Below are 14,276 nucleotides of genomic sequence, written 5' to 3' on the forward strand. Positions count from 1 at the left end.
GTATGGCGCGCCTAGGTCTCGGTGCGTATTTTCCGCAAAGCTCCACGTAGACGGTATTCGAAAACTTTTCCGATCAGCCCCGGGGGAAGGCCGTGTCGCATGCTCGGGCTAGCCTTGGATCTCAAGAAGAATTCGACTGGTTTAAAGTCTGGGCTTTAAGTGCAGAAAGGTTGTGGATTGATGCGCTCCCTGCTTCGTGATATCCCTGCGGTGGGTTGGCTAATCACCGCGACGATTGTTGTGCGCACGCTCGTTGTTGCGCTGGTCATCGTTGGGATCGGCTTGCTTATCGACGTCCCCTCGCCCGCTCATTCAGCCATGTTGTGGTGGGTTCTGGCAGGTGCCACGGCAGCAGCTGCGCTGCTGTGCGCGGAAGCGGTGCTCCCCCAACGTATTCGTGCACGAGTTGAACGATCCTGGCGGCGGCAGTTGGCTGCTAAAAATCTGGAGCTGAATTCCAGTTCGTCAGATGATGCCCAGTTGATCACACTGGCAACTGAAGCCACCTCAAAAGCATCCACTTACACAGTGATGTTTCTGGGGCCTTACTTTGCAGTATTTTTGGCCCCACTGACAGTTATTGCCGTTGTCGGCGCGGCTATTTCCTGGCCGATTGCGGGGATACTGTGCCTCGGGTTGTGCGTGATACCTTTCGTTATTTCTTGGGCACAGCGCATGTTGAAAGGCGCTGGCGCGGGATACGGGCGAGCATCTGGGCAGTTGGCAGGCGTGTTTTTGGAATCGGTGCGCACACTAGGCACCACGATGATGCTGAATGCCGCTGGGCAGCGCAGGCAGATCATCACACAGCGCGCAGAGAATATGCGCTCCCAAGTGATGTCATTGCTGTACCGAAATCAGTTGATGATTCTGGTGACCGACGGCGTGTTTGGAGTTGCCACCACAATGGTTGCTGCGGTGTTTGCCATTGGAGGATTCTTTTCAGGCTCTCTTACTCTCGGCCAAGCTGTAGCACTCGTATTGCTGGCCAGGCTGCTTATTGATCCCATCAACCGCATGGGTCGCACGTTTTACACCGGCATGGCAGGCAAACCCTCGCTGATCGCCATTGAAAAAGCCCTCGCGACAACCTTTACTGATCAGCCAACTCAACAGGGACAGCGCCACGATGGGGATCTGGTGGTCAACAACTTGAAGATCGCCCGCGATCACAGGGACATTGTGCACGGTATCTCTTTCAGCATTCCCCGCGGTTCCCACATCGCGGTGGTAGGTCCCAGTGGCGCTGGTAAATCCTCTGTGGCTCTAGCGTTGTCCGGACTTTTAGAGTTTGATGGTGCGATTTCCCTCGGCGGCCACAACTGTGAGATGTTAGATCTTCGCGCCTCAGTCAGTTTCGTGCCCCAATCCCCCACGCTGTTTAGCGGAAGCATCAAAAGCAATATCGATCTGGCGCGCACGGGTGTTGATTCTGATCACATCCACGCAGCACTTTTAGGCGAAGAACTCCCCGCGGACCTCAAAGTCGGTGAAACCGGCAAAGGTGTCTCCGGCGGCCAAGCAGCACGCATTTCCATTGCCCGAGGTTTAGTAAAGAATGCTGCCGTGATTGTTCTCGACGAGGCGACCGCACAACTCGACTACACCAACGCCCGCCAGGTTCGACATCTTGCCAAATCCCTTGAGTGCACGTTGGTTGAGATCACCCACCGCCCATCAGAAGCCCTCGATGCAGACTTCATCATTGTTTTAGAGGATGGCCAATTGACCATGATGGATACACCCAGCAACGTTTCCCAGCACAATGCGTTTTTCCGCACCGCTGTGATGGAGGAAGAACAATGATTTCCCGACTTCTCCAATTGGCTAAGAAAGTATGGCCGGAACTTGGAGCCTCCACGCTCCTGCGACTGCTCAATCAGCTACTCACCGCAGCACTCATTGTGTTCCCCGCCTGGGTGCTAAGCCGCAAACCAGACATCTCCCTGCTCGCCGTCGCCATCATCATGGCGCTCATCGCGCTGACAGCAGCTGTCTGTCGCTGGGGTGAGCAGGTATGCGGCCACCGCGCTGCCTTTGGGCTGCTTGCCCACATGCGCGTTATGCTTTACGACGCCCTCGTCCACAAAGGTTCCCCCTCGCCGATCCACGGCAGCGGTTCGATCATGTCTGTTGCCACCCGTGACATTAACTCCATCGAAGTATTCTTCGCGCACACCATTGGGCCTACAGTCACCGCAGTGCTGCTCAGTGCGGGAGGCGTGATCACGCTGGCAACGCTCGATCCCGTTGCTGGTCTAATTGGTTTACTCGGTGTCCTCATCGCGTGGTTGATCCCCTTGATTGGAAAACAATCCTCAAGCAGTGAAGCCACATCACGTGGACACATCGCCCAGCACCTCACCGAAGATGCCGCCGGCAGGCTTGAAATCAACTCACATGGAGCGCAAGCCACACGGTTAAATGCGCTCGAGGTGAAAGAGCAACAACTGGAACAAGTTGTGACCCGACAGGGCTTGATCGTCGGTATCCGTCAGGGCGCAGCACTTTTATGGCCGTGGATATCAGCTGTGTTGTTGGTTGCTCTGGTTCCTCATGTGGGCATTGTTGCAGCCGCGATTATCCTGGGCATCTCCCCTGCGTTGGATGCAGTTGAGGGATTTGCTCGCACCATGCCTACCGCGTTAAACAGTGCGCAGCGGTATTTCCAGATCATCGATGCCCCTGTTGCTATCGCTGAACCTGACGAGCCGAAGCCTTTGCCCAAAGGCCCGCTTAAGCTGCGAATTTCTAGAGTTCCAGTCAGCGCAAAGGGCACCGTGTCTTTAGAGGTTGCAGCTGGTGAACACATCGGCATCATCGGATCCAGCGGTAGTGGAAAATCCACTTTGGCCAAACTCATCCTCAAGCTGGCGCAACTACGGTCTGGAACCATCACCATCGGTGGTGTTGATATCGCAGAGGTTTCATCGGCGGAGCTTCGCAAATCCGTCACGCTGGTTGAGCAGAAATCTGTGCTGTTTAGAGCAAGCGTGCTGGAGAATTTACGGATGGGCAATCCAGAGCTGTCTGAAGATGAAGCAAGGGAAGCCTTGAGGTTGGCGTCGATAAGCGAACTGCCTTTAGATGCTGACGCCCTGCGCCTATCTGGCGGACAGCAACAACGGCTCTGCCTGGCGCGTGCTTTGGCACGCACCCCTCAGGTACTGATTGTCGATGAAGCCACCAGCCACCAAGATGCGCTCAATCAAGCGGATCTTTCCCAGACTCTGGCCACGCTTAAAGACACCACGGTGATCATCATTGCGCACCGCACAGCTGCATTAACCCATGTGGATCGGATAATTGACCTGGAAGAAATCAAAAATCCCTGATCCTTAACGCGGATCAGGGGTTTAAGTAAAGCGCAGGGGTCTTAGATGACGCCCTGTGCCAGCATCGCGTCAGCTACCTTCTTGAAGCCAGCAATGTTAGCGCCGACAACGTAATCGTTCTCGTGTCCATACTCTGCTGCGGTCTCTGCACAGGTCTTGAAGATGTTCTTCATGATCACCTGGAGGCGCTCGTCGGTGTACTCGAAGCTCCAGGAATCGCGCGAAGCGTTCTGCTGCATCTCCAGAGCGGAGGTTGCAACGCCACCAGCGTTAGCTGCCTTGCCTGGTCCGAAGCGGATGTCGCGCTCACGGAAGACCTCAACAGCCTCAGGGGTGGAAGGCATGTTCGCGCCTTCAGCAACGAAACGGCAGCCGTTGTCTGCAAGAGTCTTAGCGTTCTCGCCGTTGAGCTCGTTCTGAGTTGCACAAGGAAGAGCGATATCGCACTTGAGATCCCAGATGGAACCGTCGGTGTGGTAGGTTGCGCCTTCAACTTCGTCGGCGTACACGGATACGCGTGCGCGACGAACTTCCTTGATTTCGCGGAGCTTAGCCACGTCAACGCCGTTAGGGGTATGAACCCAACCGCTGGAATCGGAGAAACCAATAACGGTTGCGCCGAGTTCCTGAGCCTTTTCAATCGCGTAGGTTGCTACGTTGCCGGAACCGGAAACGATGATCTTCTGGCCGCTGATGCTCTCGCCCTTAGCCTTGATCATTTCACTCACGAAGTAAACGCAGCCGTAGCCAGTTGCCTCGGTGCGGACCAGGGATCCACCCCAGGTCAGGCCCTTACCGGTCAAAACGCCGGACTCGTGCTGGTTAGCCATGCGACGGTAGTGGCCAAACAGGTAACCGATCTCGCGGCCACCAACTCCGATGTCACCTGCAGGAACGTCGCGGTACTCACCGATGTGGCGGTGTAGCTCGGTCATGAAGGACTGGCAGAAACGCATGATTTCCAGATCGGACTTGCCCTTAGGGTCGAAGTCGGATCCACCCTTGCCACCACCGATTGGCAGGCCGGTTAGGGAGTTTTTAAAGATCTGCTCAAAGCCCAGGAACTTCACAATGCCCAGGTTTACAGATGGGTGGAAGCGCAGGCCGCCCTTGTATGGTCCAAGTGCAGAGTTGAACTGCACGCGGAAACCACGGTTGACGTGGACCTGGCCCTGGTCATCAACCCAAGGCACACGGAAGATGAGCTGACGCTCAGGCTCGCACAGGCGCTGGATGAGACCGTAATCAGCGTAATGAGGGTCCTTTTCCAGGACGATCTTCAAAGATTCCAAAACCTCTGCCACTGCCTGGTGAAATTCAGGCTCGCCAGCATTGCGCTTCAGAAGCATGTCGTAATAGTTAGAGACCTGCTCATCAACTGTCATGATTTCCTCGTTCCCATCTCGGCTGCATGCGCGCACGATTTTAAAGTGTGTACCTGGGCCATTTAGTGATGTTGGTGGTTCCCATTGAGGGCACCATGTACATCCTAGGCGTTTGCTGGAGCAAAATGCCTGTGAAAAATCTGATCCTGAAACTTTTAAAAACTGCGTTCACATCAACCGGCTTGTCATACCTAACGGTTAATAGTTTTAAACTACGGATGCCCTAAAGAGCAACTTCTTGCTTTGAGACTTAACTCACTGCGGGCATTTAGGCTGGTAAATGCTCACGTTCAATTATGGCAGTGTCGCACAGATATGACCACAAAGAATTAAAATTGTTTGAAAATTTCTTTAGGTTTATCAATTTTGTATCGCCAAAACGCGCGGTAACTGCATGAAGTCTCTTCTTTAATTAAATTCATCCGACCAGCGAATGAGACCAGTTGACTGACTGGTTATATAACCTGGCCACAATTGAGCGCCCTCAAATGGAATTGGTACGACTTTTATAGGCGCTACATCGGAGAAATTTGACCCGTTTTTCACGATCTCCTAGAGCTCCCGAGGCTAGCTAGAACAACGCACATTCGGGCACTTTCCGACCTTTTCGATAGCCGTATATGCCATGGACCCACTCCTCAATTGGGCGACCGTTAGACTTGAAACACTAAGGCTAGAGATTTTAACTAAAGAGTCTCCTCATGGATTCCCATTTGGAGCCTTATTTACACAGGCCACCTGGCTTGTTTCCCACCGCGATGTGCCACAATAACGCCATAACAGAAAGGCATACTGACACAATGTCCAACTCCCCCACCGACGTTTCAACGAGCGCACCTCGAATTATGATCGCGCCAGATTCCTACAAAGGAACCGCTACCGCATCAGAAGCTGCGCAATACTTAGGCGAAGGCGTGTTGGAAATTTTGCCCAACGCCTCCATTACGTTGGCACCCATGGCCGACGGTGGCGAAGGAACATCCTCAGTTTTCGGCGGGCAGGTCATAACATTACCCACGACAAATGCCGCGGGACGCCTCACCGAAGCCAGCTACACCTTAGATTCCGAAACAAACACTGCCTACATTGACATCGCCGCAGCCTCCGGTTTGCCCGCCGTTGCAGACGATCTAGTCCCCACCACCGGCGATACCTACGGCACCGGCGTTTTGATCGCAGACGCGGTCACCCGTGGCGCAACTCGCATTGCTTTAGGCCTTGGCGGATCAGCCACAACTGACGCCGGCTCAGGAATTCTCATCGCCCTCGGCGCCGTCCCACGCAACAAAGAGGGCTACGCACTACGAACCGGTGGCGCCGACCTCATCAACCTCGATTACATCGATACCGCCGAACTCAACATCCCCGCAGCCGCCGTCGAATGGATCCTGCTCACCGATGTCGACGCCCCCGCCACCGGCCCGCAGGGCGCGGCCACCGTATTCGGGCCCCAAAAAGGTGCCACCGAAAAAGACATTTCGCTTCTCGACGCCGCCCTCCACCACGCCTGCGCCCAACTGGAAGTTGATGGCACAAAGCCAGGTATGGGCGCAGCCGGGGGCATTGCAATCGGACTGACGTGGCTGTCCACCCTCATGCACGGCAACGACCAACAGATCCATATCCTCCCCGGCGCGCCACTGATTGCCCGCTCCAACGGAATCGAGGATGCGCTGCCAGAAACTGACTTGTTGATCACCGGTGAAGGCCGACTAGATTCCCAATCGTTCACCGGAAAGGTTGTGGGCACCCTCCACGGTTTAGCTAAAGCCCACGATGTGGATCTCGCTGTTGCGGCCGGCATCGTGGAAGGCGGTATTCCCGATGATTTCCTAGCGGTAGAAATGATTAAATCCTCCGACGTTGCAGCACAATTACGTGATGCAGGCCGAAGGATCGCTCAAGAATACGTAGCTCAAAACTAGCGAAGGATCTCCACAGTCCATGGGTAGACTGCAGGAACTTCATAGGCAAGTTCCTGCTCCAGGAGGAAAGCGTCCTTTGGCAACTCTGCTGGCGGGGTGAGCAAACGGGCAAAAATCATGGTCACTTGGTTAACGGAGCCTTTAACTCCATCAACTTCAATGAGGTAACGGTTGACCGAGGATTCTTCCAAGTCTGCATCTTCATGCTCGTCGCGGTAAGTCTGGCGAAGCTGCTCTTCCACAGCTTCTGCGATTTTCGCTGCTGGATCATGGACAACAACGCCATGATCCATGAGGCCTTTTTCGATCAAAAGGTTGGCGACTACGGTAAAACGTCCCGCTAGTGCGATGGAATCTGTGTCGGGGACTAAAACATCAAACTGAATCTTCGGCATAACACCACAGTAGACAATAGCCTTGGTGTTATGACTAGCCCCCATTCTTTTTCTGTCACCCCCATTCGCACCATGGCTGACGGCACGATCAAACAGATTCACCCTTTCACAGGCACCGAAGTGTGGACGGTCCCTGGGCGTGGAAATCGACCTCTGTCACATCCCGCTTCTACGATCGTCGAACTATCTGCACACGATCACACCTCTTACTGTGCATTTTGTTCCGACAATATGCTCTCCACTCCGCCTGAGAAATCGCGCATCATCATTGATAGCTCCGGCGACTTTGACATCCTTCCCGGAGCATTGCCTGGTGAGCTTTCAGAAACCACTCCGGAATTTCGACGAGTCCCCAATCTGTTTGAGATTGTCTCTTTTGACTACTGGCACCAGAATTTTGGTTTCGATATGGATTCAGAAACCGCCATGCGCATGGCGCAATACTTGGCGATTCCAGAAGGTCGCGAACATGTTTTAGCCATTGTGCGCACCCGACTTTCTGCCGCTGGTGAAGATCCCGCGCACATGACCGATGGCGAGTTGTTAGAAAAAGCTCCCAGCTACTTTGCTGGTGGTCATGACGTCATCATCGGACGCCGACACTTTGTCGATGACGCAACCACCAGTGATCAATTGGCCTCATCTGGAACACTGACCGTTAAAGAGCATGAGGCGTTCATCCGCCTGACTGTCGATGGCATCAGGGATTTGTACCACCGCAACCGTTACGCACCGTATGTAGTGGCGTTTCAAAACTGGTTGAAACCCGCCGGCGCGTCTTTTGACCATCTTCATAAACAGCTCGTCGCCATTGATGAACGCGGCCGACTTATTGCCGATGAACTGCATCATCTACGTGGCAATCCCAATATGTACAACGAACTTGCTGTTGATTACGCCGGATACCACAACCTGATCATCGCGGAAAACGATCACGCCGTGGCCTTCGCAGGTTTCGGTCACCGCTACCCCACCATTGAGATTTACTCTAAGTCCGCTATTCCTGAACCCTGGCTTCAAAGCGACGAGGAAATCCAAGCGATGAGCAACCTCATCCATGCATGCCATGCTGCAACCGGCGCAGATGTACCCTGCAATGAGGAATGGGTACACAAACCAATCGATGTTGATATGCCAATGCCCTGGCATGTGATGATCAAATGGCGTGTTTCTACCCTGGCAGGTTTTGAAGGTGGCACCAAGGTGTATCTCAATACGCTGTCTCCACACAAGGTCCGAGACCGTGTGGTGAAAGAAATGTACCGACTACGCGATGAAGAACTCATCGCATCTGATCTGCGCATCGCCATGGAATGCTCCGTTGAACGCAACAGCCTTAAATACAATCCCCTCCTATAAGCCAAGAGTTTTAGTGTCGCTGCGCAGGTACTCTACTATCTAATCCATGAGCCGCATTTCAGAACTTCTAAACAATCATGGTGTTGATCTGTCGTGGCAAGAGGCCGCATATCAGGATTTCCACGAACATCCTGAGCTCTCCGGCTTCGAATCAGAGACCGCAGATCGCATTCAGAAATACCTCGAGCGTTTTGATTGTGAGGTGATTCCAAATGTTGGCGGTTACGGCATTCTGGCCGTGTTCCGAAATGGGTCGACAGATCCTGGTGCCCCTGTTGCGTTAATGCGCGCAGATTTCGATGGCCTTCCCGTCAAGGAAATCACCGGAGTTCCGTTTGCTTCCACTCGTATGCGTCCGCATGATGGGGCAAATGTCCATGTCATGCACGCATGCGGCCACGATGTCCACGTCACCGCGCTGCTTGGTGCGTGTGCCATTTTAGATGAGCGTCGCGATGCATGGGAAGGCACGTTCATCGCGTTGTTCCAGCCATCGGAGGAAAACTCCCAAGGCGCTAACAAGATGGTCGCCGGCGGTTTAGTTGATCTGATCCCACGCCCTGATGTGTGCTTTGGCCAGCATGTAGTCCCCGGTGCTGCAGGAACCGTGATGAGCATGCCTGGCGGTGCTCTCGCTGCCTGCGATTCCATTGAAATCCGCATTCAGGGTCGCAGCGCCCATGGTTCCATGCCTCATAATTCCATCGATCCCACTTATGTTGCAGCGATGATTGTCGTGCGACTCCAAGGAATCGTGGGCCGCGAGGTTTCTCCAGAGGATTTCGCCGTTATTTCTGTGGGCACCCTCCAGTCGGGCAACACCAACAACACCATTCCAGCAAGTGCTCGTTTGGTGTTGAACTGCCGTTTCTACAACGACAAAGTCAAGCACAAGGTCTACCGAGCCATCGAACGTGTTGTCCGTGGTGAATGCCTTGCTTCCGGTATTGAGGAAGAACCTGTCATTGAGTACTTCGCCCACGGTGATCTCACCAACAACACCCCTGTTGTCTTCGATACTGTGCGCCCTGTCTTCGACGATGTTTTCGGCGAGGATTCTATTGACGCTTACCGGTGGACTGCGTCGGAGGATTTCCCCTCCATTCCTAAGGCATTCAACAGCCCTTACCTGTACTGGACGATTGGTGTCACGCCGCGCGATCAGTGGACAGAAGCCGTAGAAAGAGACCGCGTGGCATCGGATGTGCCAGCCAATCACATGGGAGATTTCCTCCCTGATTATGCGCCGACGATGTCCGCTGCCACCCGCGCAGCCGCAGCCGCGCTGCTGACCTACTTGGGAACTAACTAATCATCTAGTTTTCTGCGACGACGGATTCGAAAAGAGACAACGGCAATGGTCAGCGCCACTCCAATGGCGATGAGGGCGAAATTAACTAGACCATAAAGCCACAGATCAAGGTCATTGAATTTCAGTGGAAGGCCCGATGGCGTCAGCCCGAAAGCCCCTTGATCTGTGGCCCCGCCGAAACCGCCGTCTCCTGCCATCCACGCCAGAAACACGGCTAGTGTCTGGAACGTGAAGAAGATTGATTCGATCGCGAGGAAGAGCACTACAGCGCTCAACCGAGACCGAACAAAATAACCGATGAGCGCTGCCAGAATAGGGATGAACAAGATATTCACGAGTTTCTCCTCAGCAACGGCTGGTTTTTAACGTCCTTTTACAGCGTGCTCCACAGACAAACTGCGAACATTCCAAACCATCCAAGCGCGCCGATGATGGCGTGAAGTGCGGGAATGGGTCGTGAAAAACTAAGCACGTCTTTTGCGACAGCCACGTAACTTCCCGCTTTGGACACGCGGTGTCATGCACGGTAACTGGAAAACATCAGCAGATCTCCAAATACCTGACCTACCGTGATGGTTGCGAACGTCAGCCACGCAATCCACGGTTGCATGAAAACCATAAAAACCACCCACATCACGATGCTGGTACTTTGCAGCACAATGTGAGTGGTGACTTTCTTTTCTGGAAAATCCTGTGATCGGTGTTGCCACCACTTGGCTAGCGATGCAATTCCAAGTCCTGCTGTTGCGCCAAGGAAGATGAGCACCACTCCCGCGAAGAACCCAATCGGGAACATAGCACTAATTCTACTTTTGCCCCTTGCCCTCTGTCACCATCTAAGTCAGACAGGTGCTTAAACGCCGAAAGGCCGAGACACACGTAGTGTCCCGGCCTTTTGGTAAAGCTAGTTTCGCCCTAGTTCTCCAAGTAGGTGATCAGGCGGGTTTCCGCTGGGCTGACCAGCATCCTGTTGTTTGGAACAACGCGGGCAGTGATGCCGTAGTTGCCTGGCAGGTCAGTGCTGACCTTTGCCGCGTAGGCGCCATCGCCGCGTGGGGTCAAAACGGTGATTTCTGGATCTTCGATGTCACCGTTGTGTCCGAGCGCACCAAAGAGTGCCTGAGCTTGGAACTCGTCGTCGTTAAGCGAACCGGAATCAACGCGAACGCTGACTTCAAGCTCCTGCGCCGTGATGGCGCTCTCGCTGATCTTCAGGTCTGAGACCTTGACGCCAGCCCACTCTGCTTTGATGTGCTCAAGCCATGCCGCGTAATCCGCTGCTTCTGCAGGCTGCGCAATGAGCTCTGCCTGGTGTTTGGTTGGGCGGTAGTACTGGGTGGTGTAGTCGCGCACCATGCGGGTGGAGGTGACCATTGGTGACAGGGTGGTCCAGGATTCGCGAACCAGGTCCAGCCAGTCCTGTGGGATGCCGTTCTTGTCGCGCTTGTAAAACAGCGGTGCAACTTCGTTTTCCAGCAGGTCGTACAGCGCCTGGGATTCCAGGTGGTCGCGGCATTCCAAGTCCTGGGACTCAACGGTTGGGATGGTCCAGCCGGTGGTCTCCTTAGGCATTTCATCCCACCAACCATCAGAGATGGACAGGGTCAGGCCACCATTCATGACGGCCTTCATACCGGAGGTTCCCGATGCTTCCTGAGGGCGCACTGGGTTGTTCAGCCACACGTCAGCACCAGAGATCAGGTAGCTGGCCAGGTTGATGTCGTAATCAGGCAGGAAGAGGAAACGGTCACGGACACCAGCTTGATCAGCGAAGTGGACGATTTCCTGCATGAGCTTCTTGCCACCCATGTCATGTGGGTGTGCCTTACCAGCAATAACGAACTGAACTGGGCGTTCCTCATTAAGCAAGATGGAACGCAGGCGTTCAGGGTTGCGCAGCATCAAGGTCAAGCGCTTGTAGGTGGATACGCGACGTGCGAAACCAATGGTCAGCACGTTTGGATCCAGAACGCGGGAGGTCCACGCAAGTTCTGCTTCGGTGTGTCCACGGTGAGACCAGGACTTTGCAGTTGCAGCGCGAGCAACCTCCACTAGGTCAGCACGGAACTTGTTGCGCACCTTCCAGATCTTCTCAGACTCGACAGCCTGTGGGTTTGACCAAGAATCAGCAACCGCAAGATCAGCGCCGCCAGTGACGCGATCGATGAGTTCCTTCATCTCTGGCTTGACCCACGTCGGCAGGTGAACACCGTTGGTGACGTGCCCGATGGGCACTTCACGAGGCTCATATCCGGGGTACAGGCCGGCGAACATGTCACGGCTTACTTCACCATGAAGCTTTGCGACGCCATTAGCATGTTGGCTCGCGCGAAGGCCCATATGAGCCATGTTGAAGCGGTGTGGATCGGACTCTTGACCAAGCTCAAGTGCCTTCTCAATTGGAACACCAACGCACAGCTGCTGATCTTCTGGCTGACCGCCACCGAGATAACGACGCACCATCTCCATGTCGAAGCGGTCGATGCCTGCTGGGACTGGGGTGTGGGTGGTGAAGATGTTGGACGCACGAACCTGCTCGAATGCTGCTGGGTACTCCATGCCCTCTGCGATGCGCTCGCGGATACGCTCCAGGGTCAGGAAACCTGCGTGGCCTTCGTTGAGGTGTGCAACAGATGAGCGCTTCAGACCACGAGCTTCGCAGAATGCGTTGACAGCGCGGACGCCACCAACACCGAGAACGAGTTCCTGCTTGATGCGGTGCTCATTGTCGCCACCGTACAGGCGGTCAGTAACGTTGCGGAGCTCTTCTGGGTTTGCCTCGATGTTGGTATCAAGCAGCAGCAATGGGATGCGGCCAACGTTTGCTACCCACAGTGCAATCTTTACTTCCTGCGCACCTGGGTAGGTGACAGAAACAGTGACCTGCTCGCCGTTCTTATCTTTAACTGCCTCAATCGGCAGTTCTGCTGGATCGTGGTACTTGTACTCTTCCTGCTGCCAACCGTCACCGGACAGTGACTGGGTGAAGTAGCCGTGGGTGTAGAGCAAACCAACACCGATCAGTGGCACACCCAAGTCAGATGCAGACTTCATGTTCTCGCCCGCAAGCACACCAAGTCCGCCAGAGTAGATTGGCAGGCTTGGGTGAATGCCAAACTCCATGGAGAAGTACGCAACGAGTGGATCTCCGACAGCATCGGTTGCATCTGCGGTGTCCTGGTACCACAGCTTGTCGCTGAGGTATTCGCTGAGGTTTTGCTCCTCGGCGTTGACTCGACCTAGGTACTCATCATCGCCTGCGAGGAACTGCAAACGAGTTGCTGGTGCCTGGAGAAGCATCTGCTTAGGATCTTCGTCGAGCTGTTCCCACAATTCTGGGTCGATGTCGCGGAAAAGCTGCTTTGCTTCCTCACGCCATGACCAGCGCAGATTATGCGCCAGCTTCACGAGTGGCTGGAGTTGAGTTGGGAGCTGATTCTTGAACTGTACTGTGCCTACTGGTTTCAAAGCCCTAAACTAAGCCTAAGATTGGGGTTCCTGCTACCAGAATGAGTTATCGGTTCAGAAGTTCATCTGTTGAGACACCCGGAAGTGAAACGGTGATGTGCGTTCCCCATGGATCACGGGTCACAACAGAGGTGCCGTTGTCAAAGAATTCCTCCCCCTTTAGGCGTGAGACCAGCATGTCCAGATCCTCACGGACTGGAACGATCACTGCTACATCAGCAAGACCCAAGGTTGCTGCGCGTGGACCTGCACCTGCTGAGTTCCAGGTGTTCATGGCCACATGGTGGTGATATCCACCTGCGGAGGCAAACAGTGCATTGGGGATTGATGTGGTGGCATCAAAACCAATCTTGTCCACATAGAATTGACGGGCTCGCTCGACGTTGCCTACCTGAAGGTGAACGTGTCCGATGCTCGCAGGGAGAATAGCGGTGTTGTTCAAAACGGTTTCGCTGAGATGACTCTGAAGGTACTGGTTTGGATCCAAGTAGATGGTGTCCATGCGGACATCGCCGTTGTCTGCATACTTCCATGCACTTCGAGGGCGGTCAACATAGAGCTCAATGCCGTTTCCCTCAGGATCGGTGAAGTAAAAAGCTTCAGAGACTAGGTGATCTGAAGAACCCACAAAACGTGAGCGTGATTCTTGCGCTGCGCGGTAAACGGTGGCAGCCAAGCTCTCTTGGGTATCGAAGAGGAAAGCGGTGTGATAAAGGCCAGCTTGACGAGGATCTACCGCAGGAAGACCTGGGGTAGAAATCAGGCGAAGCAGTGGGGTGCCATTGCGACCGAGTACACGGTGAACTTCTTTTCCGTGAACTTTTTCTTCCATTGGTTCAACGCTAAGGATTGAAGAGTAGTAACTAGTCATACCCTCTAGGTCGCCGACGCGAAGGCTAACTGCATCCATGAAGGTGTCGCTATTGATGCTCTGCTCAAGAAGTGCCATGGTGTTTCATCCTTTAAGTGTTGGTGGCTGTTTTGCTGTTGAACACCATTGTTCACCAATTTACTTTCCGTGTCAAGTAAATTCTTAAATGAGGCGGATTTCCCCTGCCCTAGCCACGAAAAATGCGCTGACACCACGTACAGTGTCA

The 14,276-nt window shown here is 54.1% G+C and carries 11 protein-coding genes; 5 read left to right on the top strand and 6 right to left on the bottom strand.

Annotation, left to right across the window (positions count from 1 at the left end):
- The first annotated feature begins 180 nt into the window (after nt 1-180).
- Together CGL_RS10310 and CGL_RS10315 are read left to right on the top strand one after the other, a co-directional pair.
- Entirely contained in the window at nt 181-1,806 is a 1,626-nt protein-coding gene (locus CGL_RS10310; RefSeq protein WP_011265869.1) for an ATP-binding cassette domain-containing protein, read from the top strand.
- Entirely contained in the window at nt 1,803-3,335 is a 1,533-nt protein-coding gene (locus CGL_RS10315) for an amino acid ABC transporter ATP-binding/permease protein (RefSeq protein ID WP_011014865.1), read from the top strand. Before CGL_RS10310 ends, CGL_RS10315 begins: the two co-directional genes overlap by 4 nt.
- A gap of 41 nt (nt 3,336-3,376) precedes the next feature.
- Here CGL_RS10315 and gdhA read toward each other — a convergent pair whose 3' ends face one another.
- Nucleotides 3,377-4,720, bottom strand: a complete 1,344-nt coding sequence (gene gdhA / locus CGL_RS10320) for an NADP-specific glutamate dehydrogenase (protein ID WP_003856385.1) — start codon at nt 4,718-4,720, stop codon at nt 3,377-3,379.
- Between the two features lie 800 nt (nt 4,721-5,520).
- Here gdhA and CGL_RS10325 point away from each other — a divergent pair.
- The gene (locus tag CGL_RS10325) at nt 5,521-6,645 is read left to right on the top strand and encodes a glycerate kinase (RefSeq protein WP_011014866.1); all 1,125 of its coding nucleotides are present in this window, start codon (nt 5,521-5,523) and stop codon (nt 6,643-6,645) included.
- Here the strand turns inward: CGL_RS10325 and CGL_RS10330 are convergent.
- Entirely contained in the window at nt 6,642-7,040 is a 399-nt protein-coding gene (locus CGL_RS10330) for a hypothetical protein (RefSeq protein ID WP_003856390.1), read from the bottom strand. The genes CGL_RS10325 and CGL_RS10330 overlap by 4 nt on opposite strands.
- A 30-nt stretch (nt 7,041-7,070) precedes the next feature.
- On the opposite strand from CGL_RS10330, the gene CGL_RS10335 reads away from it, so the two are divergent.
- Nucleotides 7,071-8,399 carry a DUF4921 family protein gene (locus tag CGL_RS10335; RefSeq protein WP_011014867.1) on the top strand — a complete coding sequence of 443 codons (1,329 nt, stop codon included), beginning with the start codon at nt 7,071-7,073 and terminating at the stop codon, nt 8,397-8,399.
- 46 nt (nt 8,400-8,445) lie between these two features.
- Complete coding sequence (locus tag CGL_RS10340) at nt 8,446-9,711, top strand: amidohydrolase (RefSeq protein ID WP_011014868.1); 1,266 nt, start codon at nt 8,446-8,448, stop codon at nt 9,709-9,711.
- Here the strand turns inward: CGL_RS10340 and CGL_RS10345 are convergent.
- The 4 genes from CGL_RS10345 to CGL_RS10360 form a co-directional block, all read right to left on the bottom strand.
- Nucleotides 9,708-10,046 (bottom strand): hypothetical protein, encoded by a 339-nt coding sequence (locus CGL_RS10345; RefSeq protein ID WP_011014869.1) that lies wholly within the window; start codon nt 10,044-10,046, stop codon nt 9,708-9,710. The two genes, CGL_RS10340 and CGL_RS10345, sit on opposite strands and share 4 nt — an antisense overlap.
- Before the next feature lie 182 nt (nt 10,047-10,228).
- Complete coding sequence (locus CGL_RS10350) at nt 10,229-10,507, bottom strand: hypothetical protein (protein WP_011014870.1); 279 nt, start codon at nt 10,505-10,507, stop codon at nt 10,229-10,231.
- Between the two features lie 119 nt (nt 10,508-10,626).
- A complete protein-coding gene (gene glgP, locus CGL_RS10355) occupies nt 10,627-13,119 on the bottom strand; it encodes an alpha-glucan family phosphorylase (protein WP_231838273.1) in 2,493 nt (830 codons plus the stop codon).
- 106 nt (nt 13,120-13,225) lie between these two features.
- Complete coding sequence (locus CGL_RS10360; RefSeq protein ID WP_011014872.1) at nt 13,226-14,128, bottom strand: VOC family protein; 903 nt, start codon at nt 14,126-14,128, stop codon at nt 13,226-13,228.
- Nucleotides 14,129-14,276 lie beyond the last annotated feature (148 nt).

Source organism: Corynebacterium glutamicum ATCC 13032, assembly GCF_000011325.1.
GTDB lineage: Bacteria > Actinomycetota > Actinomycetes > Mycobacteriales > Mycobacteriaceae > Corynebacterium > Corynebacterium glutamicum.